Consider the following 25,773-nt stretch of genomic DNA (forward strand, 5'->3'; position numbering starts at 1 on the left):
AATGTAAAGGTAATGTTACCTGTGGCGAAGTACAAACATGGAATGTCTATGAAAGCACTTGAAGCAAACTTTGATGGGTTGGTTGGCCCGACTCATAATTACAGTGGATTATCATTTGGTAATGTCGCTTCTGAGATTAACAAAGATGCCCCGTCAAATCCGAAGCAGGCTGCAAAGCAAGGACTGGCCAAAATGAAGGCGCTGGCTGACATGGGGATGGTGCAGGGCGTACTGGCTCCTCAAGAGCGGCCTGACATAAAAACGCTGCGTCAGCTTGGTTTTACCGGAAGTGACCAATCTGTTATTGAGCAGGCTGCTAAACAGGCGCCTAAGGTACTGGCTGCATGTTGTTCTGCCTCCAGTATGTGGACTGCGAATGCCGCGACAGTATCGCCGTCTGCTGATACCTCTGATGAAAGAGTCCATTTTACCCCGGCAAACCTGACCAATAAGTTTCATCGCTCGATAGAGCATGAAGTTACCGGGCGGATCCTTAAAGCCACTTTTGCTGATTCAAAGCATTTTGTTCACCATCCAGCCTTGCCATCAGTTGAACATTTTGGTGATGAAGGTGCCGCTAACCATACTCGTTTTTGCCGGGAATATGCTGAACAGGGGGTAGAGTTCTTTGTATACGGTCGGCATGCGTTTGATAGTCGTTTTCCGTCACCGAAAAAGTTTCCGGCCCGACATACCTATGAAGCGTGTGAAGCTGTTATTCGCTTGCACCATTTGGATCGCAATAATGTGGTGTTGGCACAGCAGAACCCGGATGTCATCGATCAAGGTGTCTTTCACAACGATGTTATTGCAGTGGGGAACAGGGACATCCTATTTTGTCATGAGCAGGCATTTTTAAACCGGCACGGAGTTTATGAAGAGCTGACAGATAAAATGGGCGATGATTTTAATATCATTGAAGTGCCGACCAGTGCCGTTTCTGTTGATGATACAGTATCAAGTTATCTGTTTAATTCTCAGCTATTGTATCTGCCGTCCGGAGAGACCATTTTGGTCTTGCCTGATGAATGCCGGGAAAATGGCAAAGTCTGGACGTATGTGCAGCAATTAGTTGCTGAGAATCGAGGTGTTGATCGGGTTGAGGTTTTCGACCTTAAACAAAGCATGGCTAATGGTGGCGGTCCAGCATGTCTTCGCTTACGTGTCGTTTTGACTGATGAAGAACGCCAGGCGGTTAATCCGGCAACATTAATGAATGACAGGCTTTTTGATCGCTTGAATCAGTGGGTTGATAAGCATTATAGGGATAAGCTGACAGAAGCTGATTTGGCCGATCCAAAGCTGGTTGATGAATCCCGCTCCGCACTTGATGATCTGACACAAATCCTTTCCCTTGGTGCTATTTATCCTTTCCAGCGTTAAAAATATCCTATGGCGGCACAGCCTAATGTGCCGCTTATCCTATGCAAAGTCGTCGCGATTTTAAGCCACAATTCCGCTTGAGTGTTTGCTTAAGTGCATGAAAAATTAGGCTGATTCTTAGCGGCAAGACATATCAAAATGCTATTTGGCTTGCAAAATCAGTATTCAATTGCGACAAAAAAATGAAAATTCATCATAAGTTTTTGACTTATAAAGTTAAAATTATCTGGCATAAAACATGGTTAGTTTCTCCTAATACACAAGAAAGGGAGAGCAACTATGAAGCATTTCTTCCTGGCCTCAATGCTGTTCGGTGTGGCCAGTTGCGGCGGTGGTGGTGGCGGTGAGGATGGAACAACTGTTACTGGTAACCCGTCAAGCTCCTTATTGAACGATAATCCGGCTCCGGCTAATGCCCGTTTTCAACAATACCAGAATCACCTTTTTGAACTGCAGCCAGATGAATTGAATATGGCGGGAAACACCCTTTTTCTTAAGGTTTACCTCGATTCAGGTAGTGTTCTTTTTCTTGGTCAGATAGATAAAAACTCAACATTTTCCCTGCCGGTTTCGGTTCCGACCCGGGAAAAGGTACTGAAATATGATTTGTTCAGTGACTTTGCCGGTGATGAGCGTATATCAGGGGAGGTGGCTTTATGAACATGAGATCGTTGTTCAAATTACTATTATTAGTGCAGTTATTACTGATACCTTCAGTCGCTTCAGCGGTGGAATCAGTGATGCTTCAAGATACGATTACATCCAAAGGTGTAGGAAATATTGATTTATTTAATCTTAAGCAAGGAACATTGACAGCCTCCGATCTAGAAGCCATAAGAGATGATAACAATGGTGCTCTGGCATTAGCTGTTGATGTTAACGAAGCCTCTGACGGGACAGAAAAAGCTTCGACTCAAGGAGTCACGATAGAGTCTCTGAGTCTTACTATTGAATCCGATGGAAATACTTATACGTTTACTGATTTTTCTACGCCTACCCAGTCTGTGGTGGCTAAGGCTGGGGAAACAAATCGTTCCACTTATTACACATTAATTGGAAGGACCGGTTCTTCATCATTGACACCAAATAGCGGTTGGAGCGGAACTTCTTTTGATGCCGTGATAACGATTCCGGTGAGTATGTCCCTTGCTAATGCTTCTTCTGCTGTCCTATCGATCACTTTTCTTGAAACAAATACATCTCTTGGTGATCCTGAGGCATTTTATGACTTTACAAATGGTCCGGAAGATGTGGCACTGCTCAGTAAGAGTGATGCAGATACACTGACTGCAGAAGCGCCGGGACAGAGCGAGGCACCACTGGTTATTACTCAAGGTCAGATAGAAAACACCACAGACAGTTGGGTTTATTACCCTTCATCAGTTGAATATTACATTGCCGCGTATGAGGACAATTATCCTGCCAAAAGTGACTATGATTTTAATGATTTAGTGGTTGGTTATCGTGTTGGCTACGGCATGCAGGACGATAAAGTCAGTTCACTGATTGTCTATGGCTATATGATTGCACGCGGTTCAGGTTATACCCATGATTGGTATCTGCACATAGGGCTTCCGGCCGGGACCTCTGGTTCAGGAACGCTTAACTTGTTTAAGCCGGGTTCGACGGTGCAGGAGAGTGGTTACCCTAAATCTTTCTCGCAAACAGGGAGTTTTGATCAGCGCTTACTGCAAGGGACGAAATCCCTGATGCAAATTCCCGGCAAAGAGTTTGTAAATACTGAGTCTGACACCAGTCTCGCTCAGGGACACAAATTCAGTGTCGCGTTTGATTTCGATACTCCGGTTGCTTTGTCCGACATCGCGCTGCCACCTTATGACCCTTATCTGTATGTAAACAATACCGGGTATGAAATTCACCTTCCTGAACATTCGTCGAGAATGGGAACCTCGGTAAATAATTCAGAAACAGCCGGTGGTTTTAAAAATGCTCAGGGGTATCCGTTTGCCGTTATCATTCCTGATGACTGGGAGCCACCATTGGAGAGGGTTGATCTGGGTGAGGCTTATACAACGTTTCTTGGATACGTAGGCAGCGATGGTGATGAGCAGACATCCTGGTATACAGCTCCTTCACAAAGCAAGATTAAAGGGATCGGAAAATCATTCTGGAAGTGGGACTGATTTCAACGGGATGAGCCGGATATTTTAAACGAGCGACCGAATTCGGTCGCTTTTGTCTTTTCAGTTCCAAATGATTCAGCTCCACACCTTGACCTGTTTCTTGGTGCAAAGTGATAATACATGCATAAATTGAATCATCTGATTATCATTCGCTGAGTGATGTTAGTTGATTCATTATTTTTATGACATAGCACCGCTACGGAGTTGAAATGGCAAAGCTAACCTTACAAGAGCAGATGCTGAAAGCTGGTCTTATTGATAAAAAGAAGATGAAAAAGGCCGGTAAATCATCAAAGAAATCACGCACCATAGCCAAGGAAGCGAAAGCGGCTGTTGAAGAGAAACGTGCTGCTCAGGTTGCACAGGATCAAGAGCTAAACCGCCAGAAACAGGCTGAAGCCGAGAAGAAAGCCATTGCTTCTCAGGTTAAGCAGCTGATCGAAATGAACAAGATTGAGATTAAAGACGGTGAGATCGGTTATAACTTTACCGATGGCACCCTGGTTAAGAAAATCTATGTCGATAAGAAAACGCAGGACCAGCTGATCAGCGGTGTGTTAGCGATTGCTCGTTATCTTGAAGGATATGCGATTGTACCTGGCGTTGTCGCCGATAAAATTAGCCAGCGTGATGAGGAATCTATTGTCCTGAACAATACCGTTTCTGAAGATACTGTAGATGAAGATGATCCATATGCAGATTTCAAGATCCCTGATGATCTGATGTGGTAATCTCAATTGAATCGGAGTGCTTTTCAGCGCTCCGTTTTTTTATGGCTAATATAACGCACTCTAACCAGAGTCTAGGTTCTGCATCTTTCCTTTGAAATGGCTCACTTTGCTATTCCCTCTATACTTCAATCATCGACCTTTTATCGACGCGAAAGGAACAGGTTAATCATTCTTCCGTTCAGATGAGTATTAACAGGTTATTCTTTGCGCGCTTGGTGTATCAGGCACTCGAATTAACAAATAAGTTAATGCGAATGAATATCATTTGTAGTAGGTTGTGAGTGTAATCTATGGAGTAGGAATATTAATAATGAATACAGACATCACTCGCTGGCTGGAGCGAGACCCTGACCCGAAAACTCGTGAAGAACTACAACAACTTATTGATTCCAATGCAGAGTCTGAGCTGGCGGATCGTTTTTCCGGTCGTCTGGCCTTTGGTACGGCGGGACTGCGCGGTATCGTCGGTGCTGGCCCGAATCGAATGAATCGGCTGGTGATTCAAGAAACAGCGACAGGTTTGGGCAAGTATTTGTTGGAAGCTGTTGAGGATGCAGCAGAGCGTGGTGTGATCATCGGATTTGACGGTCGTCCTGATTCTAAGCGCTTCGCTCATGACACAGCCGCGGTTTTAGCTTCGCAGGGAATCAAAGCTTATATCACTACGCACGAAGCCCCGACACCAATGGTGGCATTCGGTGTAAAACATTTTGGAGCTGCAGCCGGTGTGGTGGTTACAGCCAGCCATAACCCGCCTGCCTATAACGGCTTTAAGGTTTACTGGGGTAACGGCGCGCAGATTATTCCGCCTCATGATTCCGGTATTGCCGCGAAAATTGATATTGCAGCAAAAGAAGACATTAAGCACCTGGAGCTGGAGCAAGCCAAGCAGCAAGGCTTGTTGATCATGCTGAGTGAGCCGTTTTATCACACCTACCGTGAGACCATCGGCCAGAGTAAGCTGCTGTCCAATCATACTAAACCCGGATCCGTCAGCCTGGCGTACACAGCTATGCACGGCGTAGGTGCGAACCTGGCGGAAGGGATGCTGGCAGATGCCGGATTTACTCAGGTGTACTCTGTTGCCGAGCAGCGTGAACCGGACGGTACTTTCCCGACAGTGAACTTCCCGAACCCGGAAGAGCCGGGGGCAATGGACATGGTGATCGCAGAGGCCAAGAAACACAATGCCACACTGGCTTGTGCTAACGACCCGGATGCGGATCGCTTTGCAGTAGCCGTAAGAACCGATGATGGTGATTACCGGATGCTGACCGGAGATCAGGTGGGTGTGCTGTTGGGCCATTACCTGTTGAATCACACCGAGCAGGGACAAAACCTGGTCGGGACGACCATTGTCTCTTCTAGCTTACTGGGCAAAGTGGCTGGTTCAGCAGGGGCGAATTACTATCAGACACTGACCGGATTTAAGTGGTTGACCAATGTTGCGATGCAAAAGCAGACTGACGACAGCCGTTTTCTGTTCGCTTATGAAGAAGCACTGGGTTACACCGTGGGTAGTGAAGTGTGGGATAAAGACGGTTTATCCGCACTGGTGACGTTTGCCCAGCTGACAGCAGAACTGGCTGCGGAAGGAAAAACGGTCTGGGATCAGCTTGAGGCGATCTATCGTCAGCATGGTTTACATTTTAACGCTCAGAAGAGCATTGCATTACAACCGGATACACCGCCGATTGGTGATGCGTTGAGAGCGACACCGCCGGAATCTATCGCCGGACGTCAAGTACTGATCACCGATGACTTGAAAACATCGCAGAAGCTGTATGCTGACGGTAAAGTAGAGAACATCGATCTGCCTGCCAGTGATGTGCTGATTTATCATCTGGATGGTGGTGCAAGAGTTGTGGTTCGCCCTTCAGGGACTGAGCCGAAGATCAAGTGTTACTACGAGGTCATTGAGAATATGACTGACGACGATACCCTTGCGACAGCGCAGCAACGTGCACAAGCAGCTATGGATGATTTGATCAGCCGTCATCAGGCATCGCTGTAACTCGCGGAAAAAAGACTAGCTCTTTAAGAGCGAAAGATAGTTAAAATAAAACCGCCGGATAAACAGTTTATCCGGCGGTTTTCTATGTTTTTGTGCTGGCGAGTATGATGTCTTTATTCTGTGACTAGATAGGTTATCCCAGTCAATCAGTGCTGCGCTTATTTCTCACTTAATTCAGCGTAAGTGTGTAGTAGTTCCGTCAGAACTTTTACCCAGCCGAATGCATCCGTTGGTGCTTTTTCCAGGATTTTTTCAACTTGCTCACAGTGCTGCTCCAGAGTTACTGCTTCTTCCAGATTGAATGACATGGCGTAGAAGTGCCAAAGGATAAGACGTGTCATTCGCTCTGAGTTTTGTCGGGCGTTTTCAGACTCAGAAAAAGCCAGTTTAACTTCACCAAGGGCAATGGCGGTCATGCGAAGCATGGCATCAAACTGTGCTGACTTCATGCGATCTTCGCTGTCGACTTCTTCCTGTTCGAAAGTAAACAGCTCCTGCATGACATCTTCAGGAACCATACGGCCAATGACTCGCAGGCTGAACTCTTCCAGTTCATGGCGTGGCATTGTCATCAGGCATTCAAGTTTGTAATCACGTTCCATTTTCTTTCTCTGTTGCAGCCAAATCAGAATTGGATTCTGTCTGACATATACTAAAATCGGTCGCGTATTCTGAGTGATTTTCAGCTGAAAAGCCAGACAGCATTTTTGTGTTAATGGGTGGAGGAAGCGGTATTGCAGGTGTGGTGGTTGCAAGTTTGTTTGACAGTTGCATGACATATCAAGGTGTCTGTTTCGATATTGTCGGCACCCAAATAGCTCCATTCACATCCGGCAAACTTCGTTATGACCACACCAGAGAAACAACCGCGATCGCAGCAAGGACAGCCATCGTCGCCGAATAAAAACGCAGGCGGAGAGCCGAGTACTAATCCCCAAAAACGTAACAGGCTGAAGTCAGCTTGTATTGGCGGCGTTATGCTGGCTGGTATAGGCGTGGTCGGGCTGGGTGTCTCTCTGAATCAGACTGTAACTGAAAAATTTGAAGGCCAGTTATGGCAGCTGCCTTCTGTCGTTTATGCCCGTGAGCTTACGCTTCATCCTGGCGCACCAATACGCTATGAAGATCTGATTAATGAACTGGAAGTTCTGAAATACCGTAAAGTCGATAACTCGAAAAAAAGCGGTGAGTATTCAACCAGTCGTCTCCGGGTGGAGTTTATTCGTCGTTCATTTGAATTTAGGGATGGTGAGCAGGACAAACGCCATGTCGTGGTTGAATTCGGTTATTCCAAAGTCAAACGGATTTATGAAGTCGGTAGTGGCAGGGAGCTGGGTATTCTCCGTGTTGAACCGAAAATGCTCGGTATGCTTGAGGATAAAACTGACGAGCAGCGCATCTATCTGCCGAAAGAAGAAATGCCGGAGCCTCTGATTGATGCTCTGATTGCTACCGAAGACCGGAACTTTTACCAGCATGATGGGATTTCACCAGTCGCTATTGCTCGGGCATTTGTTGCTAACCTCAAAGCCGGAAGAACCGTTCAGGGTGGCAGTACGTTGACTCAGCAACTGGCCAAGAATCTGTTTTTGAGTAGTGAGCGAAGCCTGTGGCGTAAGATGAAAGAAGCCTATATGGCGCTTATCATTGATTACCGTTACAGCAAAGATCAGATTCTGGATGCCTACCTTAATCAGGTGTATTTGGCGCAAAGCGGCGCGGATGCTGTTCATGGTTTCGAGTTAGGGGCTCGGTTCTACTTTGGTTTGCCACTGTCTGAGCTGAGAATTGATCAGCAAGCATTGCTGGTGGGTCTGGTAAAAGGGCCTTCTTATTATAATCCATGGCGTTATCCTGAACGTGCAGAGCGCCGTCGTAATCTTGTGCTTAGGCTCATGGCTGAAAATGGTGAACTGGATGAGGCGGACTACCACCAGGCGATTAAGCAACCATTGGATTTACAGGAAAAAGGGCAAATTGCCAGACGCCAGCCAGCCTATTTTGGCCAGCTTCAGAATGAGCTGAAACAGTATGTAGACAATTACCAGCCAGGTTTGGGATTGCGACTGTTTACCACCTTAGATCCGGCTTCACAGGAGCAGGCAGAAAAGGCAGTACGCCAGATGGTTCCTAAGCTGGAAAAACAGGCTGGCAAAGAGCTGGAGACCGCTGTGGTTGTGGCTGATCGTTTAACCGGTGAGATCCGGGCTATGGTTGGTGGCAGCCGTCCGGGATACGACGGCTTTAACCGTGCAGTGGATGCGAGGCGTCCTATTGGTTCAGTCGTCAAGCCCGCTGTTTATCTGGCAGCACTGGAACAACCGGGCAGGTTTTCGCTGGCAACAAATCTTCAGGATCGTCCGCTGACGTTGAAAGCGGAAAACGGTGAGAGTTGGTCGCCACGAAATTATGATCGTCAATACCGCGGAGAAGTGCCGCTCTATCTGTCTCTGGCGAAGTCTTACAACATCCCGACGGTTAACCTCGGTATGGCTGTTGGGTTGGATGAAGTCATCAATGTGATGGAAAAACTCGGCGTGGATCGCAATGAGATCCCGAAATTACCGTCTATGTTGCTGGGCGCCTTTACCTTAACGCCGGTTGAGGTCACTCAGATGTATCAGACCATCGCCAGCGGCGGTCGCAAAAGTAACCTGACAGCCCTGAGTGCGATTGTCGATAATGATGGTCAGGTTATTTATCAGAGCATGCCGAAATCCGCACAAGCTGTAAGTGAGCAGGCATCGTGGCTGACTTTATACGGTATGCAGAAAGTGGTCACCGAAGGCACCGGGCGTTACCTGAACCGTATTTTGCCGTCTTCGAGGCTGGCAGGAAAAACCGGTACTTCCGATAAAGGTCGTGACAGTTGGTATGTCGGCGTTGATGGGCGGGAAGTGGTAACCGTCTGGATGGGGCGGGATGATAACCAGCCCGTGAAGTTGACAGGTTCTTCGGGCCCGCTTCGTTTATATGCAGACTATATTCAGCGCCGGGATCCGGAACCTTTGGTGATGCCTACTCCGGCTGGGGTAAGTGATTTTACTTATCATCAGGATCAACGCGGCAGGTTGAGTCAGGCTTGTATTGGACAGGTGGCGTTACCGGCTTGGGATCCGAACGGAACGTTAAAACAGGGATGTGTGAAGAACGTTGAGAAGTTCTTCAAGCGGTTGTTTGATTGGTGATCCTCTGAAAGGGCAAATTGGAGCTATTCTGGCTCCAATTTGCTATGCAATAAGCGAAATATAAAACCTGTTTACTTGTTCTCTTATAATAATCATTTATTTTCAATGGCTTAATTAATGCTTTGGGTTGGTCTGTAATTTGCCTTACTTAGTAGGTGGAAATGACAGGAGCAGACTATGAGCATTATCGCCGGAATCTTTACTCCTCGCTGGACGCCGGAACTGCAGGCGATTCAAAAGCAGATAACCAGCCATATTTCGCGTAATCCTGACGATGAACGAATGTGTTATCACGACAAGCATTTGTTTTTCTGTCAGGTTGATTACCAAAGTTATGGCGGGCAGTCTCAGGCTGAAAATGAGCAGATGCTGGCAGCTGTTACTGGTCATCCACTTCTGTCATCTTCCATAACGCATGATCTTAACACTCTACTTACTGCCAATGACTGGAAATCAGTTCTGGAGCAGGCTCAGGGGACATATTGCGCTTTTCAATACCGTAAAACCCGCAATGAACTTCGGGTTTACTGCGATACTTTGGCGCTGAGGCCTTACTATTATGCGGTTTATAAGGGAGCTGTTATTTTCAGCTCATGTCTTCGTCTTTTCCCTCACCTTGAGATATCTCTCGACACTAACCTTGATGCTGTTGCAGAGCTGGCAACGCTGGCTTACACCTTGGGCGACAAAACGCGCTATCAGCAAGTCAGGGTTGCAAGGCCCGGTGAAATGATGACGATAACCTCAAAAGGAATGAAGCGTGAGCGCATTTTCCGTTGGGCTGATGCACCGTACGGAGATTGCTCGCTGGATGATGGTATTAAAAGGCTGGATCGCAATTTCAAACATACCGTTAGTCTTTATCTAGGGGATGACAGGAATACAGTTAGTACGTTATCCGGCGGCCTGGACTCCAGATTAATTGCGACTGAGTTGAAGCGGCAGGGCGTGGGACTGGAGTGCCTTAACTTTTCTCGAGGTGAAAGTCAGGATGAGTTATTGAGCCAGAGTTTTGCTGATGCTCAGAAAATTCCGTTGCACAGAATTTATGTTTCAGATACTCAAATGCTGACGGTGGAGCAGCGGCTTGGTATCAACTGGACTGCTGATAATTTTGATTATTACGCAGAACTTAATCGGCCGCGTTTGTTTTGGTCCGGTAACGGAGGCAGTGTTTGCGTTGGCCAGATTTATACGTCTCAAAAAGTTGTTGATGCCTGTCATTCGGGCAACCCGGAGTTACTGGCTGATAGTTATATAGAACAGCAGATGGCATATATACCAGCTCGGCTTGTCAGGGAGGGAGATGAACTCCAGAAAAGGTTACGAAATACGATTCTTGAATCTCTGGCAGAATATGACCATTTACCGCTTCTGAAAGCTTATCAACTTTTTTTGTGGGAGAACGACCAGCATCATCACCTTGCTTTACCATTTGAGGAAATGGATCGTTTCCGGTTGGATTTTTGTCTGCCGTTTTACAGCCGGGGTGTGCTTGAAGCCATGTTTTCTATGAAAACAGAATCGGCTTTGTGGCACGGCATTTATATGAATTGGCTAGAGCGTTGCTATCCTCAGGCCCTGACAACACCTTGGCAAACCTATCCGGATCATATTCCTTGTCCTTTACCTGTTGAAGAGCGATACCAGAATCAGTGGCAATTCAGAACGCCATTTAGTACTAAAGCCCGATTGCTCAAAGAAGGGCTTCAGACCGTCTTTAATCACAGTGGCCAAGTATTCAATCGTCGTTTTTTAGGTGCGCAGTGTGTGGCGACAGCACTGGGAATATATGATTGTACGCCGAGCCTGAGGCTGGTAGAGAGAATGAATCGGCACATGGTATAACACGGCTCCTCTATAGGTGTTAATCATCACGTTTTAAGATAGAATGCACGGCTTTGACGTACAGATGTAAATGAGCAAAGCCATGCGATTACTTAAATCAACCGTACACCCTGACATTGAAGCGCTTGAGGGCAGCATGTTTCACCGCAAGGCGGCAAGGGGCATTATCCTGAACGGTGAAGACATTTTGATGCTCTACACCGAGCGTTATCACGACTACACCTTGCCGGGTGGTGGTATTGACGAAGGTGAAGATGCGGTTGAAGGTTTGGTCCGTGAGCTTGAAGAAGAAACCGGTGCCCGCAATATTCGCGATATTACGTCTTTTGGTATTTATGAAGAATATCGCCCGTGGTACAAGCCTGATTTCGACATCATGCATATGGAATCTTACTGCTATGTTTGCACCATTGATGCTGAGCTTGGTGAAACTCGCCTGGAAGACTATGAAATCAAAAATGGTATGAGGCCGGTTTGGATCAATATCTTTGATGCCATTGCTCATAACGAAGAAACTATTGCTAACAGCGATAAGAAAGGTATGTCTATTGAACGTGAGACTTTCCTTCTTAAGCAGATTGCTGCTGAACTGCTGCCAGAGAGTCTTCAGAAAGCATCGTAATACCTTTTTCAGCAGAGAGCTCTTTTCTGTTATCGAACTCAGCCCTTCAGAGTCCTTTGAGCGGGCTGAGTAACTAGAATGATTCCCTTTATATCCTCCCAACCCCCTTGGTTTTTATAAGGTTTATTTACTTTTTGTTCTTGGTCATAGTTTGAGCAAGTTCAAATTTTATAAATATTCCGTTTAATAATGAGCGAATACTCTAATATTGCTGCCTAGTATGTATGTAATTACATATAAAAAGCTTTTGAAATAGCAATCAGTTGGCTAAGAGATGGGCACAGAATTTCAAATGAACATTGGCACAAATCCCGCGATGCCGTATTGGATGGCTTGTGCTGTTGAAGAGGTAGCATTATTTAATCCTCCCTAGGTTCACTGCCTGGGGTTCTGACCGGATCTGACTAGCCATAAAAATAACAGAGGGAATATTGTTATGACTAGCAGGTTATCAAGACTGAGTATTTCTGCTCGGGTATGGGCGATTTTGGTTTTATTTGCCATCGGGTTAGTCGCCAGTACTCTAATGAATGCCGCAAAAAGCCGTGAGCATATGCGAGCCAATTATGAAAGAGGTGTCCGGACGCTTGTGGAGAGTGCTGTCGGAGTAGTCAGCCACTATTATGATTTGAGTGTTTCCGGCGAATTGACTGAACAACAGGCGAAACGGGCGGCACTGGATATAGTGTCTGCTATGCGTTTTGATAATGGTAATTATATTTTTATCGGCGATGAACATGGGGTGCAGTTAGCTCATGGTGCCAAATCGTTACTGGGTAAAAATGTGATGGCGCTGAAAGATCCCAGTGGTGTGCCTTTTGTTCGTGAGCTTTATCAACAGGCACGTAATGGCGGTGGTTTTGTTGATTATGTTTGGGTAAACAGTTCAAACAAAGATCAATTGGATCCTAAAACCAGCTATGCGATCGAATTTGGCCCCTGGAAGTGGCTGGTCGGCAGCGGAATGAATATGGAAGCTCTGCAAGCAGATATTTACCGCGCAGAAATGACCTCACTTGTGAATGCTGGATTGATTCTTGCCGTACTTGCGCTCATTGTGACTTATTTCATTCGTTCAATAACCCGGCCTTTGCAGCGAACGGTTGATGCGATGGAAGAGCTTTCAAAAGGGGAAGGCGATCTGACCCAAAGGCTTGAAGAAGACGGTGCAAGTGAGTTGACTGAGCTTGCACGGCACTTCAATCAGTTTGTTTGCTCTATTCAGACCATGATGCAGAATATCAGTAATGCCGGGATGCAGGTTGCAACCTCCGCAAATCAGATGTCTTCCTCGATCAGTACTGTAGACAGCAATCTGGGTCAGCAACAGAAAGATGTGGAACAGTTAGCGACGGCAATGACTGAGATGTTAGCCACTGTTGAAGAAGTTAGCCGCAGGACAGTGGAAGCCAGTGATGCCAGCACATCTGCCGCTAAAGAAACACAGGAAAGTAAAGTCACCATTGCTCGAAACATCAATGAAGCTCACCTATTGGCACAGGATATCGGTAATGCCAGTGAGGTGGTCGCTCAGCTGGCGGCTGATAGCCGCAATGTCGATACCGTCCTTGAAGTGATACGTGGAATAGCCGAGCAGACCAATTTGCTGGCACTGAATGCTGCGATTGAAGCTGCTCGAGCTGGCGATGCGGGCAGGGGATTTGCTGTTGTTGCGGATGAGGTCAGAACCCTTTCGCAGCGAACTCAGGAATCCACCTTGGAAATACAGAAGATTATCGAAAAGCTGCAAAATGGTGCTGAAAATGCAGTGAAAGTGATGAGTAAGGGGGCGAGTAAAGCTGAAAATGCATCAGAAATATCGGCTTCAGCTGGTGAGGCATTGAATCGGATAGACAGTGAAGTGCAGACAATTGAAGAGATGAATCAACATATTGCTACGGCAACGGAAGAGCAGAGTCTCACTGTAAATGATATCAATCAGAATGTGGTCAGCTTAAGAGATATGTCGCTTTCTGTTGCTCAGGAATCCGAGCAAATGGCTAGTGCCAGTGATAACCTGAAGCAGGTATCAGGTGAATTAATCGGGATGATTAACAGGTTTAAGTTGAATTAACGTTTTCAGGCATTTGGCTCAAGAATAATAATCCTGACAGCAAAATTGTGTCCTATATTGATAAAATTATGACATCAATATAGGACTTTTTTATGCGTTGGATTGATGGGGTATGGCTTTTTTTTGCACTGGTTTTAGGGATGGGAGTCAGTACGGGAGCGATAGCAGACTGGCGGCTCGATAATACTCAGTCGAGTGTAAATTATTCGACGGTCAAGAACGGTTCTGTGATTGAATATAATCAGTTCCGAAATATTGGCGGCTCGATCACTAAGGCTGGGGAAGTCAGTGTCACTATCGACTTAACCAGTGTCGATACTCGAATCCCGATCCGGGATGAGCGTATGAAAAAGGAGCTGTTCGTTACCGAGAAATACCCTTTAACTACTCTGTCTGCCAATGTTGACCCGGTAATGCTAAGTAATATGACGGCAGGCAAAACACAGGCAATAGAGGTTGTGTTTTCTCTTGAACTTCATGGCATGAAACAGGAGTTAAAGGCGCAAATGCAAGTCACGGGCTTAGAAAACGGCGGCCTTTTAGTTTCGACAATCTGGCCAGTAAATATAGGCGCTGAGCAGTTCGGTCTGGAAAAAGGCGTTGAAGCGCTGCGGGAAATCGCTAAGTTAAATTCAATTCTTCTGAGCGTGCCTGTTAACGTCAATATGGTTTTCGTGAAATAAACTTTTGCTATTTTATAGAGTTGATTGCAGGTGCTCATTCGAGCGAAAAGTTAAAAAAAACAGGCTGCCCATAGCAGCCTGTTGAAAATTTAAGAGCAATGGGAATAATTACTTATTCCGATTCTAATCTAAAGTACGGGGCTGTATATTCATAAGAGTCATCACCATCAGCGTCAACATGCAGTGATGTTACATAGTTATCAATTTCAACTTTAACTTTACTATTATTGTTGCCTGTTAATACAAATGAACCAGATTCCAGCAGGTTAGGAGAGCTAAAGATTAGTGGTTTTACTGTACTTACATTAACCTTACCTTGTGTAGCATCATAAAATTCACCTGACATACTATATTCTTTTTGATTAATGCTATTAGTTTTCTCAATAACAGTGAAACTTTGAACCATTACATTTTCATTGTCACTTGCATTTTGAGATGATGCCATACTGTTAACGAGGTTTGTAATAGACTTACGTCCTTCGTTTTCTCTTACGACTTTATTTTCTCCATGAATGAATGTGGAGGCATTTTCAAAGGTTGAATTATCATTAACCTGAACTGCAAAGTTGCTAAAAATTGAAGAGTATGTATATGGGGCACCATACGCATCTAAACTGTTGATTTTTAGCTGCATTTTGCCGTTGATTTTTTGAGTGTTGTTACTGGATTGTGTTTGGCAATTATTGAATGTAATCGATAGAGAGCCAAGGCCGTTGGTAAGGCTATTTTCTATATTTAAAGAACCAAGATCACAGTTCTGAGACATGCTTGGAATTTGATCGAGTGAACCAATTAAATTAGAAATACTAAGTTGGTTACTAAATAAATCATCTTTATCAGCAAATTCACTTGTTATGCTATAGGCACTATTTGCAAAATCAGCTGCATTATCACGGTTTAGGTTTGCAAGTTTCGTATTTCCAGTGTATTTGCTTGTTACACTTTCTGCTGTGAAAGCATTGTTAGTTACACCACTACCACCATCACTGCCACCACCACAGGCAACAAGGGCTGAAGTCATAATTAAAGCCGATATAGCCTTTAGTCCGGTTTTCGTTTTCATTTTTATTCCTTGGAAATAAATGTAAATAGCCAACATTTAAGAAATGTGTGATTTTATACGAAAAGCAAGAAAAAAACACTTCTTCGTTGCATTTGAATATTATTGTTTTATGCCAAGAAGGAATTTATGGTTAAGTTTTTTACTAAGTTGTCGTTCGGTTCTGTATGTTGGGATAGATTTTATTTGATAGAGCCCAAAATTGATGGGCTCCTTTGTTAATTGTTTTTTAAACTTTAAAGAACAGTAATTCCTTTTGGACTTTTTCTGTCAGCTTAGCTATTTCGCTATTCGCATTACTTGTTTCATGCGCATTGTTAAGGTTCTGGTGCACATTGCTGTTAATGCCTCCCATTCTCTGCGAAATATCCTGAGTTACCGATGACTGCTCTTCAGATGCAGTGGCAACCATAGCGTTAATTTTGGAGATAGACTCAACGTGGTGTGAGATTTCCTTAAATGCGTCATTCAGTTCATTGGAGATGGCTTTTGCTTCTCCAACCAGATTTGCGCTATTTACCATGAATGAATCAGCTTTTTCAGACTGCTCCTGAAGTTTGGTAATCAGTTCATGGATATCGACAGTTGAGCTTTGAGTCTTAGCGGCAAGTGCGCGAACTTCATCTGCAACCACAGCAAAACCGCGGCCATGAGCACCGGCACGGGCAGCTTCAATGGCGGCATTCAATGCCAGCAAGTTGGTTTGATCGGAAATTGAGTTAATGACATCGACGACTGAGCTGATTTGAGTCGAGTATTCTTTCAATTCATTCACAACAGTTGCTGACTCTTGAATTGACTGGTTGACTTGGTTAGAAATGGTTTCTGAGTGTGATAATACCGTGGCACTGTTATTGATAACTTGAAGTGTTGCACTTGTGGCTGTTTCTGCATCGACAGCATTTTGAGCGACTTCTGATGCCGTGGCTGATAATTCAGTCGCTGCAGCGACTACCTGCTCAATATCAGCAACTTCTTTATCTGCATTATCCGTATTTTGCTGGATGATGAGGTTAATCTGATCCTGATTCTGGTAAAGATCAGCCATGGCATTGTTTGCAGAGGTGACAATATTGAGGATGTTACTCTGCATTTCACCAAGTGATTTCGAAATCAAACCATTGTTATTGAACTTTACCGATGTGATGTTGCCATCTGCAAACATCTGAATTTTACCAGCAAGAGCTTCTGGTTCTTCCCCGAGGTTATTGTTTACTTCACGGCGAACAACAATAAATACGATTGCAGAAAGTAAAGCACCAACAAAGATCAAGAGTGAGATCAGCCCGGTAAACAGACTTTTTTGCATGGCTATTGCGTCGTTTTGTAGTGTAAAGGCATACAAGTCAAAATGCTTACTAATAGACTGTTTAGAAACGCTGAAAGCATCTCCCTTCGGGGTTTTATAAAGGTAAGGCTTATGGTCTACGTGTTTAAATTCGGGTCTTAACTCAAAAATGTTTTTCTCTAGCCAATCATGCGTGGTTGCATCTGTCAGCAGAACCTGTCCGCGCTTATCTGTAATTGCGTACTCCTGGTTCAGTTCAGGCATAATTTTGCTGAGGTTAATATCGATAGATAAGGTGCCGGCGAGTTGACCATTCTCATAGAGAGGGGCAGCCAGCACAGAAATCAAGTCACCTGAAATATTGACTCGTGGGTCGGACATATAAAAAGAGTGGTGGTTTTCCACAATAGCGAAATACCATTTCTTATTCATCTGTTTGGGATCATAAACATCTTTGTTGACGTAACCGCCTTCTTGTCCGCTGAAAACCTGCCCGGTCAGATCCGTAATGTACAGATCTTTGATCGCCGGGTTGATGGCAATGGTTTTCTTAAATCTTTTCAGCATATCTGAAGAACTGATTCCCCATTGCTTAACCGGTAGCATGAAAGCCAGTTGTGTAGTCAGACGTTGCATTTCAGTAAGCTTAGAATCGAACGTTTCCGTAACAATTTTTACTGTTTCATCATTTGCTTTCTGGATGTTATTGTTTTTCCAGCTATCTAGGAAATTAAAAGAAATAACACTTGAGATAACCAGTAGTACAGCCAACGTAACGGCAAAGAAGATATTAATTTTCTTTATCATAATTATGTTTTATTTGGATATTTTGCGAGAGTATAAGTGCTCGAATGAATATTCACACGACTTATTCAATGTATTCAATTAATTCACTAGCTTTCTGGTTTTGATTTCGACAAACCGTGGGATTTTTGTTCGCAGCTATCTTCAATAGCTCCAAATACAACTCTGCTATTCTTCTTGTAATACTCACTTATAAAGGAGCCAGTCCTGACTTATCGTATCCTGGCTGATCTTGTTGTTGTTGCACACCTGCTGTTTATTATTTTTGCTTTGCTGGGCGGTTTGCTGGTGATGTGGCGACGTCTGTTTGTTTTTCTCCATATTCCTGCTGCGGTATGGGTTGCTTTGATCAGCTTTAAAGGATGGATTTGTCCGTTAACACCGCTGGAAATCCGGCTCAGAAGGGCTGCCGGTGAGCAAGGCTATTCCGGCGGATTCGTTGAGCACTACATTATTCCTGTTATCTATCCGGAGCAGCTGAACTTCAATGTACAGATTGTGTTGGGCATAGCCGCCGTGGCGATTAATTTTGTCATCTATGTTTTGGTTTATTATCAGTTGAAGAGCAGGTAACAAGGCGATAGAGATGAAAAGTTTTTTGATTGCTTTGATGGCTATTTATGTGGTTTTTTCGCTGACCTTCTGTTCTTTGCAGCGAAAGTTCCTCTATTTCCCGCAACCGGTACGACAGTCATATGGGGCGGATAGTATCAGTTTTTTGGTGAATGGCATGAAGCTGAAGGGCTGGGTGCTCAATGCGGACTTGCCGAAGGCGCTGATTTACTACGGTGGTAATGCCGAAAACATTGAAGACAATATTCCCTTTTTTGAGCAGGTCTTGCCGCAATACAGTATCTATCTTATCCCTTACCGTGGTTATGGTGATAATGCCGGAGAGCCCACAGAGCAGGCGTTGTATAGTGATGCTAAAGAGATATTTCAGCAGATCAGTAAGCAGCATGAATCTGTATCTCTGATGGGGCGGAGTCTGGGATCCGGCGTTGCAACATATGTAGCGGCGAACCGGAAGGTGGATAAGCTGATTTTGGTGACGCCGTTCGACAGTATTGAAAATGTCGCGAAAGATCATTACTGGATGTTTCCGGTATCCATGCTGATAAAAGACAAATATCTTTCTTCCGAGAGGGTAAAAGATATCACCGCCGATACGTATATTTTTATTGCTGAAGATGACCGGGTTATCCCTCGAACCAGAAGTGAGAAGTTGGTTGAACGTTTTGGTGAGCAGTTGGAGGCGGTATTTGTAATAAAAGGAGCGGGGCATAATACCATCTCGGCATACCCCGCTTATGTGGAAGGTTTAAAACAGGCTTTAGACTGAAGCGTATGAATTCATGAACTGTGTATTCAGTTGTTACACCGTCAGTGCTTCTTCTTCGGTTTCTTCAATCAGTAATGAATGAAGTAGCTGTTCACACTGCTTCTGGCTTAAATAACCGGGAACCGGATATGTGCCGTGCGCTTCTTCCAAAGCTCGTTTGGCTATCATCGGAATATCTTCGGCTTTTAGTTCCTTAAAACCTTCAGGGATATTTAGTTGTTTATTGAGATTGCTTACCGCCTCAATAAATGCGTCGCCTCCAGTTAGGCCAATAATATCAGCCAGGTTATCTAATCTTTGCCTGCAATAAGGTTGCAGGAGGCGAAGTACGCCCGGCAATAGTACAGCATTAGCTTGTCCGTGAGCGATGTGATATATCCCGCCAAGTTGGTGAGCTATAGCATGGACATAGCCGACAAACGCCCGGGTAAAAGCACAGCCAGCCTCGTAAGATGCCCACGCCATTTCTTCTCTGGCTTTAAGGTCCTGACCATTTTCATAAGCTATTGGCAGGTTGGTGAAAATCTTTTGTATTGCCTCTGTGGCGTAGTTATCACTTAGTGTTGTGTGGTAAGTGCCGATGTAAGCTTCGATGGCATGGGTAAGGGCATCCATTCCGGTTGCGGCTGTCATCGCCGGTGGCAGGCTTGTCATTAGCTTGGGGTCAAGGATAGCAAAATTTGGCAGAAGCACAGGATCTATGATAGCTAATTTCTGTTGTGCTGAAGGATCGGTAATAACCGCGGCGACAGTAGCTTCAGAGCCTGTTCCGGCCGTTGTTGGAATCGCCAGGAATGGTGGCAGCTTTCTTCTGATTTTCAGTTTACCGGCCATAGTTCGCACCGGTCTGTCTTTGACCACTTTGGCACCGATGACTTTGGCGCAGTCAATTGGCGATCCTCCACCGATGGCGATAATTGAGTCACACTCAAATTGTTTATAGAAGTCTGCACCATTTGCCACAGTAGCAATAGTCGGATCCGGCATGACCTGATTGAAAATTGCATAATCAATATCATGCGCTTTCAGTGATTCGCACAGTTGCGGCATGATAGCCATTGAGCTGGATCGCCCTGTTACGATCATGGCTTTTTTCGCACCGACCGATGACATTAACTCTCCGGCTTTTGTCAAACTATCTGCGCCTGATTCCAGTTGAGTAAACGGGATATTGACTAGTTTATTGAGCTGTTTGTTGATGCCTATGATTGTTTTGTATAGCAACATATTAAAATCCTTTTAAACAGATGTTTGATTATATGAGTTGAAGTGGCTCATGTATTCGACATGCTTCATATTTTAATGAGATCGCACCGACGTTTCTTGCATTGTCTTTTTTGCTCAACAGTGCATGGTAATTTCCGAACTACACTCAATACATTGCGAATATGACAAGGGGAAGCCTCGGTGGATATCGGTGTCATCAAGGAGATAAAAAACAGAGAAAACCGGGTCGCGCTGACGCCTCTGGGTGCCGAACAATTGGTCGGTGCCGGGCATATTGTGAAAATGCAGTCGGGTGCCGGTGTGGGTTCCGGCTTTTCTGATAAGGCATACCAGGAGGTCGGTTGTCAGGTTACCAATGTTGCACAGGCCTGGGACAGCGAGCTGGTGGTTAAAATCAAAGAGCCGCTTGAAAGTGAATATCCTTACCTGAAATCACAAATGCTCTTCACCTATCTGCACTTAGCTGGTGTAGCCCCTTCTTTGACAGAAGCTCTTTTAAAGGCAGGTACCACTGCGATTGGTTACGAAACCGTTGAGGACGAAAACGGCAGGTTGCCATTGCTTGCTCCCATGAGTGCAGTTGCCGGCAATATGGCCGTCACAATCGGTAGTTATTACCTGGCGAAGTTTGCCGATGGCAAAGGGATGCAGTTGGGGACGGTTTTAGGTCAGCGTTACGGTAAGGTTGTCGTTTTGGGTGACGGTGTTGTTGGCCGTCATGCGGCAAAAGTTGCTGACGGAATCGGTAGTGAAGTAGTGATTTTTACCCGTCATAAAGAGCGTTTTAGTGCTTTGCAGCAGGGCCGTTCGGAAAATCACAGAGTGGCTCTATCATCACCGGAGGCTATTGCCAGCGAATTGCCTGATACTGATCTGCTGGTTGGCGGTGTATTGCATCCAGGGGGCAGGGCACCGCACCTTGTGACAAAAGAGATGGTAGCTTCAATGCAGCCGGGGAGTGTGATTGTCGACGTCAGTATCGATCAGGGAGGCTGTATTGAAACTTCAAAACCAACCTCGCACTCAAAGCCAGTCTATAAAGAACATGGAGTGACTCATTACTGTGTCACGAATATGCCCGGCGCTTACCCGCGAACATCAACTATCGCTCTGACCAACGCGACGTTAGGTTATATAACTCGCATAGCATCAGAGGGCCTTACCGCTCTCAGGACTGATAAAGGATTTGCTAAGGGAGTAAATATTTACTGCGGGTATATTACCTATCGTCCGGTAGCTGAAGGATTGCAGATGTTGCCCCGATATAAGGCATTTAATGAGTTGACAGAGTAACTGTATTGGTCGAGGAATTGCTGTCGGTATTGTTCAAATATGGCCATCAAACCGACAGCATAAAAGGCTCTAAGTAGACTTAATTGTCAGTTACTTAACTGTTATTCAGCCGGTTTAAAATGCGTATCTATGAATGCCTTGATTAGGTGAATGAAATCGGCTTCCGCAATTTTTGCGCATTTTAGCGTTTGTTTGTGAGACAACTTAACATCGCTCAGTCCTTCCGCCATGTTGGTGATCGCGCAGATTGCCAGTACCGGTAAGCTGCAATGCGCGGCTGAGATCACCTCCGGTACAACGGACATTCCGACAACATCACCGCCCATGATCTGCATCATGCGGATTTCGGCAGCGGTTTCGAAATTCGGGCCTGTATAAGAAACAAAGACGCCCGGGTTGACGTTAATTCCTTCTGTTTCGGCGACGCTGAATGCTTCTTTGCGTAGCTCTTTGTCATAAGCATTAGCCAGGCTGAAGAAGCGCGGCCCGTATTCGTCATCGTTTGCGCCTGTCATCGGTGATTCCGGCATGGTGTTGATGTGGTCATGGAAGATCACCAGAGAGCCAACATCAATTTTATCAGGACGAAGGGAGCCAGCCGCATTGGTTACCAGCAGGAATTCACAGCCCAGTTTTTTAAACGTGCGAACCGGTGTAGTCATTACTTTCATTGTCTGGTGTTCGTAGTAGTGTCCGCGACCTTTCATGCAAACCACATCCACGCCATTCATGGTGCCAAGTACCAGCTCGCCTGAGTGACCTTCAACCGTGCTTACCGGGAAACCATCCAGCTCCTCATAAGGGATGACTGTTTTGCCTTTCAGCTCGTCGGCCAACATCCCTAGGCCGGAACCTAAAATAAAAGCAGCCTTTGGCTGGAAGCCGGGTTTACGAGCCTGAATGGTGGCAAGGGCGTTTTTAACTGGATCGTTATGCATGTCTGTTACCTTCTGATACTTCTTTGGGTCAGGCCTTCACTTTAGCTTCACTATTGTTCGCGAAAAATCGCTAAAAAAAGCATGTTTGTCAGCAAAAACAGAACAGTTACTTGGCGAGAATGTGAGCACTCTGGTTGAATTGGGCAAATAGCAACAAAGGCTGTTATTCAGGTCACATTGTCTATAACAAGAATATGCAAAATAGCGGTAAACCTAACCATAGTGCAGGACTGCAAAAATGGTGAAGAACGAGATAACAGAAAGCTTTGTGTCGAAAGGGCGTATTTCACTGAAAATGCTGCGCTATTTTTATGAAGTCGCTCAGCATGAGCATTTTGGTCAGGCAGCCGAACGCTTAAACATTACTAAGTCACCGCTCAGTGCGAAAATCAAAGAACTTGAAGCACTGCTCGGCTATGACTTGTTTATTCGTGATTCGCGCAATGTGGAACTGACCAAAGTCGGTTTGCAGCTGAAAAAAGAGTGTGTGCGGATTTTCGATACCATCGACAGCGCGTTAAACAATGCGATTAAGGTCGGACGGGAGCAAAATAACGTTATCAATATCGGGCTTGTGAGCTCCGTGTTTTACGCTGGTTTTGGTTCGGTGCTGAAACGGTTTAAAAACCAATATCCCAACTATCATTTTAATTTTGTGGAACTTTCTCCGCGGCAACAGAAAAAGCGTTTACTCGATAAGAGTATTGATGTTGGCCTGTCTCGCTATGCCGATTCTTTCAATATCCATCCGCTTTGTTTTGAAACCGTGTTTCGGGAAAACTTATGTGTTGTCGTATCAGATGATCACTCGTTGAGCGGGCGGCAGGTTATCTCTGTTGCTGAGTTGGATAATGAGGAATTTGTTTTTCTCGATACGCATAATTCAGCTTCGGCAGAAATGTTCATTCATGCTTGTCAGGAAAAAGGGTGCCACCCACAGGTTGTGCAGGAGGTGATTGAACCCGGCACGATTATGGCGGTAGTGGCTACCAGCGAGTTGATCTCTGTTGTGCCAGAGAGTTTCAGTAGCAATAAATGGGATAACGTGAAGTTTATTCGGTTGAAAGAGTCACTTCCGGCTGATTTGTGTGCGCTTTATGACCGAAGAAATAACTCGCTGATTGTGGCGCATTTCATAGAGATGATCCGCAGCCAGTATTCAGCGCTTTAAGGAAAAAACACATTGGAGTCTAAGGTGAGTCGAATTTTAATTTTGGGAAATTCAGGTTCCGGGAAAACATGGTTGGCAGCGGCTTTGGCAGAAAACAATGGTTCAGATGTTGTGAATCTCGATTCTGTTTTCTGGATGCCAGGCGGTTATAACCAGAAACGTAGTGAAGAACAGGTAGCTATTGCCATCGAAGAGATTAAACAGGCATCCGACTGGGTTGTTGAAGGTGTTTTCGGTGCCTTAATCGAACCTCTAGTGGAATGCGCAGATATGATGATTTATCTCGATTTCCAATGGCAGGATTGCTATGAAGCTTTATTAAGCAGAGGCTCTGAAAGCTCAAAACAACTGGATCCTGAGGCGGCAGATGCAAACTTTCAGGCCTTGCTGACCTGGGCGTCACAATACGAGCACCGCCATAATAAGAACTCACGCGAGTTTCATCAGAGGCTCTATCAAAGTTTTGAAAAAGATAAATACAGATTGCTGAACAGAAATGACGTGAATCAGTTCGTGAAGGATTTTGGAGCATCAATATGATTTTGATTACAGGGGCAAGTAGCGGCCTTGGCGCGGCACTTGCGAAGTTATATAACGCGGACGGGGAGACGTTGCTGCTTAGTGGACGTAATCAGCAACGCTTGTCAGGTGTGGTCGGAAAAATGAGCGGTGACGTGCAGAGTCATCCTGCTGATTTGGACGATCCTGCCGCTGTTGCTGCATTACTGGATGGTTTGGAACAAGTGCCGGATACGGTTATCCATTGCGCAGGTAGCGGGTATTTTGGTTCGATTGAGGAGCAAGACCCTCAGGCTATCAATGACTTAATTCAGAATAATGTCATATCGACTATCTATTTGTTGCGTGAGCTGGTCGCTCGTTATCGTACTCATAAAGTTAATGTTGTGATTGTGATGTCTACTGCTGCTCAGGTTGCTAAGGCGGGTGAATCAACTTATTGTGCCGCGAAGTGGGCGGTCAAAGGGCTGGTGGAGTCTGTGCGATTGGAACTGAAAGGGAGTCCGATGAAGCTTATTGCTGTTTATCCGGGTGGGATGGCAACTGATTTCTGGACAACCAGCGGCAAAGAAATGGACACCTCAAGTTTTATGACAGCGGATGAAGCAGCCATGATGTTAAAACAGGCTTTGATAGCAACAGAACACGGTTTCGTCTCTGATATTACGATTAACCGGAATTAGTCCCTTACTGACTGAGCGTATTTCTAAATGCCTGTGCAGCGGCATCTTTTCCGGAGGATAAAACGGGTACGGAGGTTGTTGTGCAGGCTTTTTTATTTTTCTATTAGGCGTATCATGCGCGCGGTTAGTATTTAAGTAAGAAGCAGTTCAACGGAGCAGCAAATGAATATCGAGTTTGTTTGGAAAGAGTATCAGGCGGCAATCAGGGCTTTTTTACATTCACGGGTATCTGATGCCGATGATGTTGATGATTTGCTCCAGGATATTCTGATAAAACCTACCAAAACCTGCATGCGATTAAAGAGCAGGACAGTATTAAGTCTTGGCTTTTCCAGGTTTCAAGTAATGCCATCATTGATTTTTATCGGGGTAAAGCAAAAACACGTGGACTAAGTTCTGACGACCTTTGGTATGAACAGAAAGATTCTGATATCAAAGAAGCTCTGTCTCCGTGCCTGCTTCCTTTTATTCAGGCGTTGCCAGCAGATGTGTCTGAATTGATCTCTGCAATTGATGTGCATGGCCTGTCTCAAAAAGAGTATGCGGAAAAGCAGGGGATCAGCTATTCCACGTTGAAATCCCGGGTGCAGAAAGGTCGGATGTTATTGCGTAAATCCTTTGAAGATTGCTGCCACCTCTCTCTTGATCAGCACGGCAACGTCATAGATTGTGATTTAAAATCAAACTCTTGCAATAAATGCTGAAAAAAGCATGATTTTTTTTCGTCTTTTTCAATTCCTCTTCGTCTTATAAGTACTTTT

General features: G+C 45.1%; 21 protein-coding genes and 1 pseudogene. 17 read left to right on the forward strand and 5 right to left on the reverse strand.

Features of this window, described 5'->3' with window-relative positions:
- Nucleotides 1-48 precede the first annotated feature (48 nt).
- From astB to AACQ93_RS18760, 5 genes are all read left to right on the forward strand, one after another.
- Nucleotides 49-1,383: an N-succinylarginine dihydrolase gene (gene astB / locus AACQ93_RS18740; protein ID WP_064607698.1), complete on the forward strand. Its 1,335-nt coding sequence runs from the start codon at nucleotides 49-51 to the stop codon at nucleotides 1,381-1,383.
- A gap of 279 nt (nucleotides 1,384-1,662) precedes the next feature.
- Nucleotides 1,663-2,043: a hypothetical protein gene (locus AACQ93_RS18745; protein ID WP_064607700.1), complete on the forward strand. Its 381-nt coding sequence runs from the start codon at nucleotides 1,663-1,665 to the stop codon at nucleotides 2,041-2,043.
- An 80-nt stretch (nucleotides 2,044-2,123) separates the two neighbouring features.
- Nucleotides 2,124-3,527, forward strand: a complete 1,404-nt coding sequence (locus tag AACQ93_RS18750; RefSeq protein ID WP_084419476.1) for an LruC domain-containing protein — start codon at nucleotides 2,124-2,126, stop codon at nucleotides 3,525-3,527.
- Nucleotides 3,528-3,736: 209 nt separating this feature from the next.
- Entirely contained in the window at nucleotides 3,737-4,258 is a 522-nt protein-coding gene (locus AACQ93_RS18755; RefSeq protein WP_007463892.1) for a DUF2058 domain-containing protein, read from the forward strand.
- 310 nt (nucleotides 4,259-4,568) lie between these two features.
- Nucleotides 4,569-6,272, forward strand: a complete 1,704-nt coding sequence (locus tag AACQ93_RS18760) for a phospho-sugar mutase (RefSeq protein ID WP_064607702.1) — start codon at nucleotides 4,569-4,571, stop codon at nucleotides 6,270-6,272.
- A 158-nt stretch (nucleotides 6,273-6,430) separates the two neighbouring features.
- Here the strand turns inward: AACQ93_RS18760 and AACQ93_RS18765 are convergent, their stop codons facing one another.
- Nucleotides 6,431-6,874 (reverse strand): hypothetical protein, encoded by a 444-nt coding sequence (locus AACQ93_RS18765; protein ID WP_064607704.1) that lies wholly within the window; start codon nucleotides 6,872-6,874, stop codon nucleotides 6,431-6,433.
- 243 nt (nucleotides 6,875-7,117) lie between these two features.
- Between AACQ93_RS18765 and mrcB the strand changes: the two genes are divergently transcribed.
- The 5 genes from mrcB (at nucleotide 7,118) to AACQ93_RS18790 (ending at nucleotide 14,687) form a co-directional block, all read left to right on the forward strand.
- Complete coding sequence (mrcB, locus tag AACQ93_RS18770) at nucleotides 7,118-9,460, forward strand: penicillin-binding protein 1B (protein ID WP_084419326.1); 2,343 nt, start codon at nucleotides 7,118-7,120, stop codon at nucleotides 9,458-9,460.
- A gap of 177 nt (nucleotides 9,461-9,637) precedes the next feature.
- The gene (locus AACQ93_RS18775) at nucleotides 9,638-11,308 is read left to right on the forward strand and encodes a hypothetical protein (RefSeq protein WP_064607710.1); all 1,671 of its coding nucleotides are present in this window, start codon (nucleotides 9,638-9,640) and stop codon (nucleotides 11,306-11,308) included.
- A gap of 82 nt (nucleotides 11,309-11,390) precedes the next feature.
- The gene (locus AACQ93_RS18780) at nucleotides 11,391-11,930 is read left to right on the forward strand and encodes an NUDIX hydrolase (protein WP_064607712.1); all 540 of its coding nucleotides are present in this window, start codon (nucleotides 11,391-11,393) and stop codon (nucleotides 11,928-11,930) included.
- A gap of 436 nt (nucleotides 11,931-12,366) precedes the next feature.
- On the forward strand, nucleotides 12,367-14,004 hold the full coding sequence (locus AACQ93_RS18785) for a methyl-accepting chemotaxis protein (protein ID WP_064607714.1): 1,638 nt from the start codon (nucleotides 12,367-12,369) through the stop codon (nucleotides 14,002-14,004).
- A 92-nt stretch (nucleotides 14,005-14,096) separates the two neighbouring features.
- Complete coding sequence (locus tag AACQ93_RS18790; protein ID WP_064607715.1) at nucleotides 14,097-14,687, forward strand: YceI family protein; 591 nt, start codon at nucleotides 14,097-14,099, stop codon at nucleotides 14,685-14,687.
- Between the two features lie 112 nt (nucleotides 14,688-14,799).
- Here the strand turns inward: AACQ93_RS18790 and AACQ93_RS18795 are convergent, their stop codons facing one another.
- Together AACQ93_RS18795 and AACQ93_RS18800 are read right to left on the reverse strand one after the other, a co-directional pair.
- Nucleotides 14,800-15,750: a hypothetical protein gene (locus AACQ93_RS18795; RefSeq protein WP_064607717.1), complete on the reverse strand. Its 951-nt coding sequence runs from the start codon at nucleotides 15,748-15,750 to the stop codon at nucleotides 14,800-14,802.
- 226 nt (nucleotides 15,751-15,976) lie between these two features.
- Entirely contained in the window at nucleotides 15,977-17,842 is a 1,866-nt protein-coding gene (locus AACQ93_RS18800; protein WP_064607719.1) for a methyl-accepting chemotaxis protein, read from the reverse strand.
- A gap of 219 nt (nucleotides 17,843-18,061) precedes the next feature.
- Here AACQ93_RS18800 and AACQ93_RS18805 point away from each other — a divergent pair, with 219 nt between their 5' ends.
- Complete coding sequence (locus tag AACQ93_RS18805; protein ID WP_255377266.1) at nucleotides 18,062-18,412, forward strand: DUF2784 domain-containing protein; 351 nt, start codon at nucleotides 18,062-18,064, stop codon at nucleotides 18,410-18,412.
- 13 nt (nucleotides 18,413-18,425) lie between these two features.
- A complete protein-coding gene (locus AACQ93_RS18810; RefSeq protein WP_064607723.1) occupies nucleotides 18,426-19,181 on the forward strand; it encodes an alpha/beta hydrolase in 756 nt (251 codons plus the stop codon).
- A gap of 33 nt (nucleotides 19,182-19,214) precedes the next feature.
- Here AACQ93_RS18810 and AACQ93_RS18815 read toward each other — a convergent pair whose 3' ends face one another.
- The gene (locus AACQ93_RS18815) at nucleotides 19,215-20,408 is read right to left on the reverse strand and encodes an iron-containing alcohol dehydrogenase (RefSeq protein ID WP_084419328.1); all 1,194 of its coding nucleotides are present in this window, start codon (nucleotides 20,406-20,408) and stop codon (nucleotides 19,215-19,217) included.
- A gap of 180 nt (nucleotides 20,409-20,588) precedes the next feature.
- On the opposite strand from AACQ93_RS18815, the gene ald reads away from it, so the two are divergent.
- Nucleotides 20,589-21,701 carry an alanine dehydrogenase gene (gene ald, locus AACQ93_RS18820; protein ID WP_064607725.1) on the forward strand — a complete coding sequence of 371 codons (1,113 nt, stop codon included), beginning with the start codon at nucleotides 20,589-20,591 and terminating at the stop codon, nucleotides 21,699-21,701.
- A gap of 101 nt (nucleotides 21,702-21,802) precedes the next feature.
- Here the strand turns inward: ald and xapA are convergent, their stop codons facing one another.
- Nucleotides 21,803-22,639 carry a xanthosine phosphorylase gene (gene xapA, locus AACQ93_RS18825; RefSeq protein ID WP_064607727.1) on the reverse strand — a complete coding sequence of 279 codons (837 nt, stop codon included), beginning with the start codon at nucleotides 22,637-22,639 and terminating at the stop codon, nucleotides 21,803-21,805.
- A 238-nt stretch (nucleotides 22,640-22,877) separates the two neighbouring features.
- Between xapA and AACQ93_RS18830 the strand changes: the two genes are divergently transcribed.
- The 4 genes and pseudogenes from AACQ93_RS18830 to sigZ all read left to right on the forward strand — a co-directional run bounded on the left by AACQ93_RS18830 (nucleotide 22,878) and on the right by sigZ (nucleotide 25,716).
- Nucleotides 22,878-23,810 (forward strand): LysR substrate-binding domain-containing protein, encoded by a 933-nt coding sequence (locus tag AACQ93_RS18830; protein WP_064607729.1) that lies wholly within the window; start codon nucleotides 22,878-22,880, stop codon nucleotides 23,808-23,810.
- Nucleotides 23,811-23,834: 24 nt separating this feature from the next.
- Nucleotides 23,835-24,350, forward strand: coding sequence for a hypothetical protein (locus AACQ93_RS18835; protein WP_064609615.1), 516 nt, complete (start codon nucleotides 23,835-23,837; stop codon nucleotides 24,348-24,350).
- Complete coding sequence (locus AACQ93_RS18840) at nucleotides 24,347-25,012, forward strand: SDR family NAD(P)-dependent oxidoreductase (RefSeq protein WP_064607731.1); 666 nt, start codon at nucleotides 24,347-24,349, stop codon at nucleotides 25,010-25,012. The genes AACQ93_RS18835 and AACQ93_RS18840 overlap by 4 nt, the downstream gene beginning before the upstream one ends.
- Before the next feature lie 162 nt (nucleotides 25,013-25,174).
- Nucleotides 25,175-25,716: pseudogene (sigZ, locus tag AACQ93_RS18845) on the forward strand (RNA polymerase sigma factor SigZ).
- The last annotated feature ends 57 nt before the right edge of the window (nucleotides 25,717-25,773 follow it).

It is taken from the genome of Photobacterium sp. J15 (assembly GCF_963870815.1).
Classification (GTDB): Bacteria; Pseudomonadota; Gammaproteobacteria; order Enterobacterales; family Vibrionaceae; genus Photobacterium; species Photobacterium marinum.

Excerpts from the sequence above, each read along its gene's own strand:
- astB (WP_064607698.1), top strand. The coding sequence starts at position 49 with ATGAAAGCACTTGAAGCAAACTTTGATGGGTTGGTTGGCCCGACTCAT.
- AACQ93_RS18745 (WP_064607700.1), top strand. The coding sequence starts at position 1,663 with ATGAAGCATTTCTTCCTGGCCTCAATGCTGTTCGGTGTGGCCAGTTGC.
- AACQ93_RS18750 (WP_084419476.1), top strand. The coding sequence starts at position 2,124 with ATGCTTCAAGATACGATTACATCCAAAGGTGTAGGAAATATTGATTTA.
- AACQ93_RS18755 (WP_007463892.1), top strand. The coding sequence starts at position 3,737 with ATGGCAAAGCTAACCTTACAAGAGCAGATGCTGAAAGCTGGTCTTATT.
- AACQ93_RS18760 (WP_064607702.1), top strand. The coding sequence starts at position 4,569 with ATGAATACAGACATCACTCGCTGGCTGGAGCGAGACCCTGACCCGAAA.
- AACQ93_RS18765 (WP_064607704.1), bottom strand. The coding sequence starts at position 6,874 with ATGGAACGTGATTACAAACTTGAATGCCTGATGACAATGCCACGCCAT.
- mrcB (WP_084419326.1), top strand. The coding sequence starts at position 7,118 with ATGACCACACCAGAGAAACAACCGCGATCGCAGCAAGGACAGCCATCG.
- AACQ93_RS18775 (WP_064607710.1), top strand. The coding sequence starts at position 9,638 with ATGAGCATTATCGCCGGAATCTTTACTCCTCGCTGGACGCCGGAACTG.
- AACQ93_RS18780 (WP_064607712.1), top strand. The coding sequence starts at position 11,391 with ATGCGATTACTTAAATCAACCGTACACCCTGACATTGAAGCGCTTGAG.
- AACQ93_RS18785 (WP_064607714.1), top strand. The coding sequence starts at position 12,367 with ATGACTAGCAGGTTATCAAGACTGAGTATTTCTGCTCGGGTATGGGCG.
- AACQ93_RS18790 (WP_064607715.1), top strand. The coding sequence starts at position 14,097 with ATGCGTTGGATTGATGGGGTATGGCTTTTTTTTGCACTGGTTTTAGGG.
- AACQ93_RS18795 (WP_064607717.1), bottom strand. The coding sequence starts at position 15,750 with ATGAAAACGAAAACCGGACTAAAGGCTATATCGGCTTTAATTATGACT.
- AACQ93_RS18800 (WP_064607719.1), bottom strand. The coding sequence starts at position 17,842 with ATGATAAAGAAAATTAATATCTTCTTTGCCGTTACGTTGGCTGTACTA.
- AACQ93_RS18810 (WP_064607723.1), top strand. The coding sequence starts at position 18,426 with ATGAAAAGTTTTTTGATTGCTTTGATGGCTATTTATGTGGTTTTTTCG.
- AACQ93_RS18815 (WP_084419328.1), bottom strand. The coding sequence starts at position 20,408 with ATGTTGCTATACAAAACAATCATAGGCATCAACAAACAGCTCAATAAA.
- xapA (WP_064607727.1), bottom strand. The coding sequence starts at position 22,639 with ATGCATAACGATCCAGTTAAAAACGCCCTTGCCACCATTCAGGCTCGT.
- AACQ93_RS18830 (WP_064607729.1), top strand. The coding sequence starts at position 22,878 with ATGGTGAAGAACGAGATAACAGAAAGCTTTGTGTCGAAAGGGCGTATT.
- AACQ93_RS18840 (WP_064607731.1), top strand. The coding sequence starts at position 24,347 with ATGATTTTGATTACAGGGGCAAGTAGCGGCCTTGGCGCGGCACTTGCG.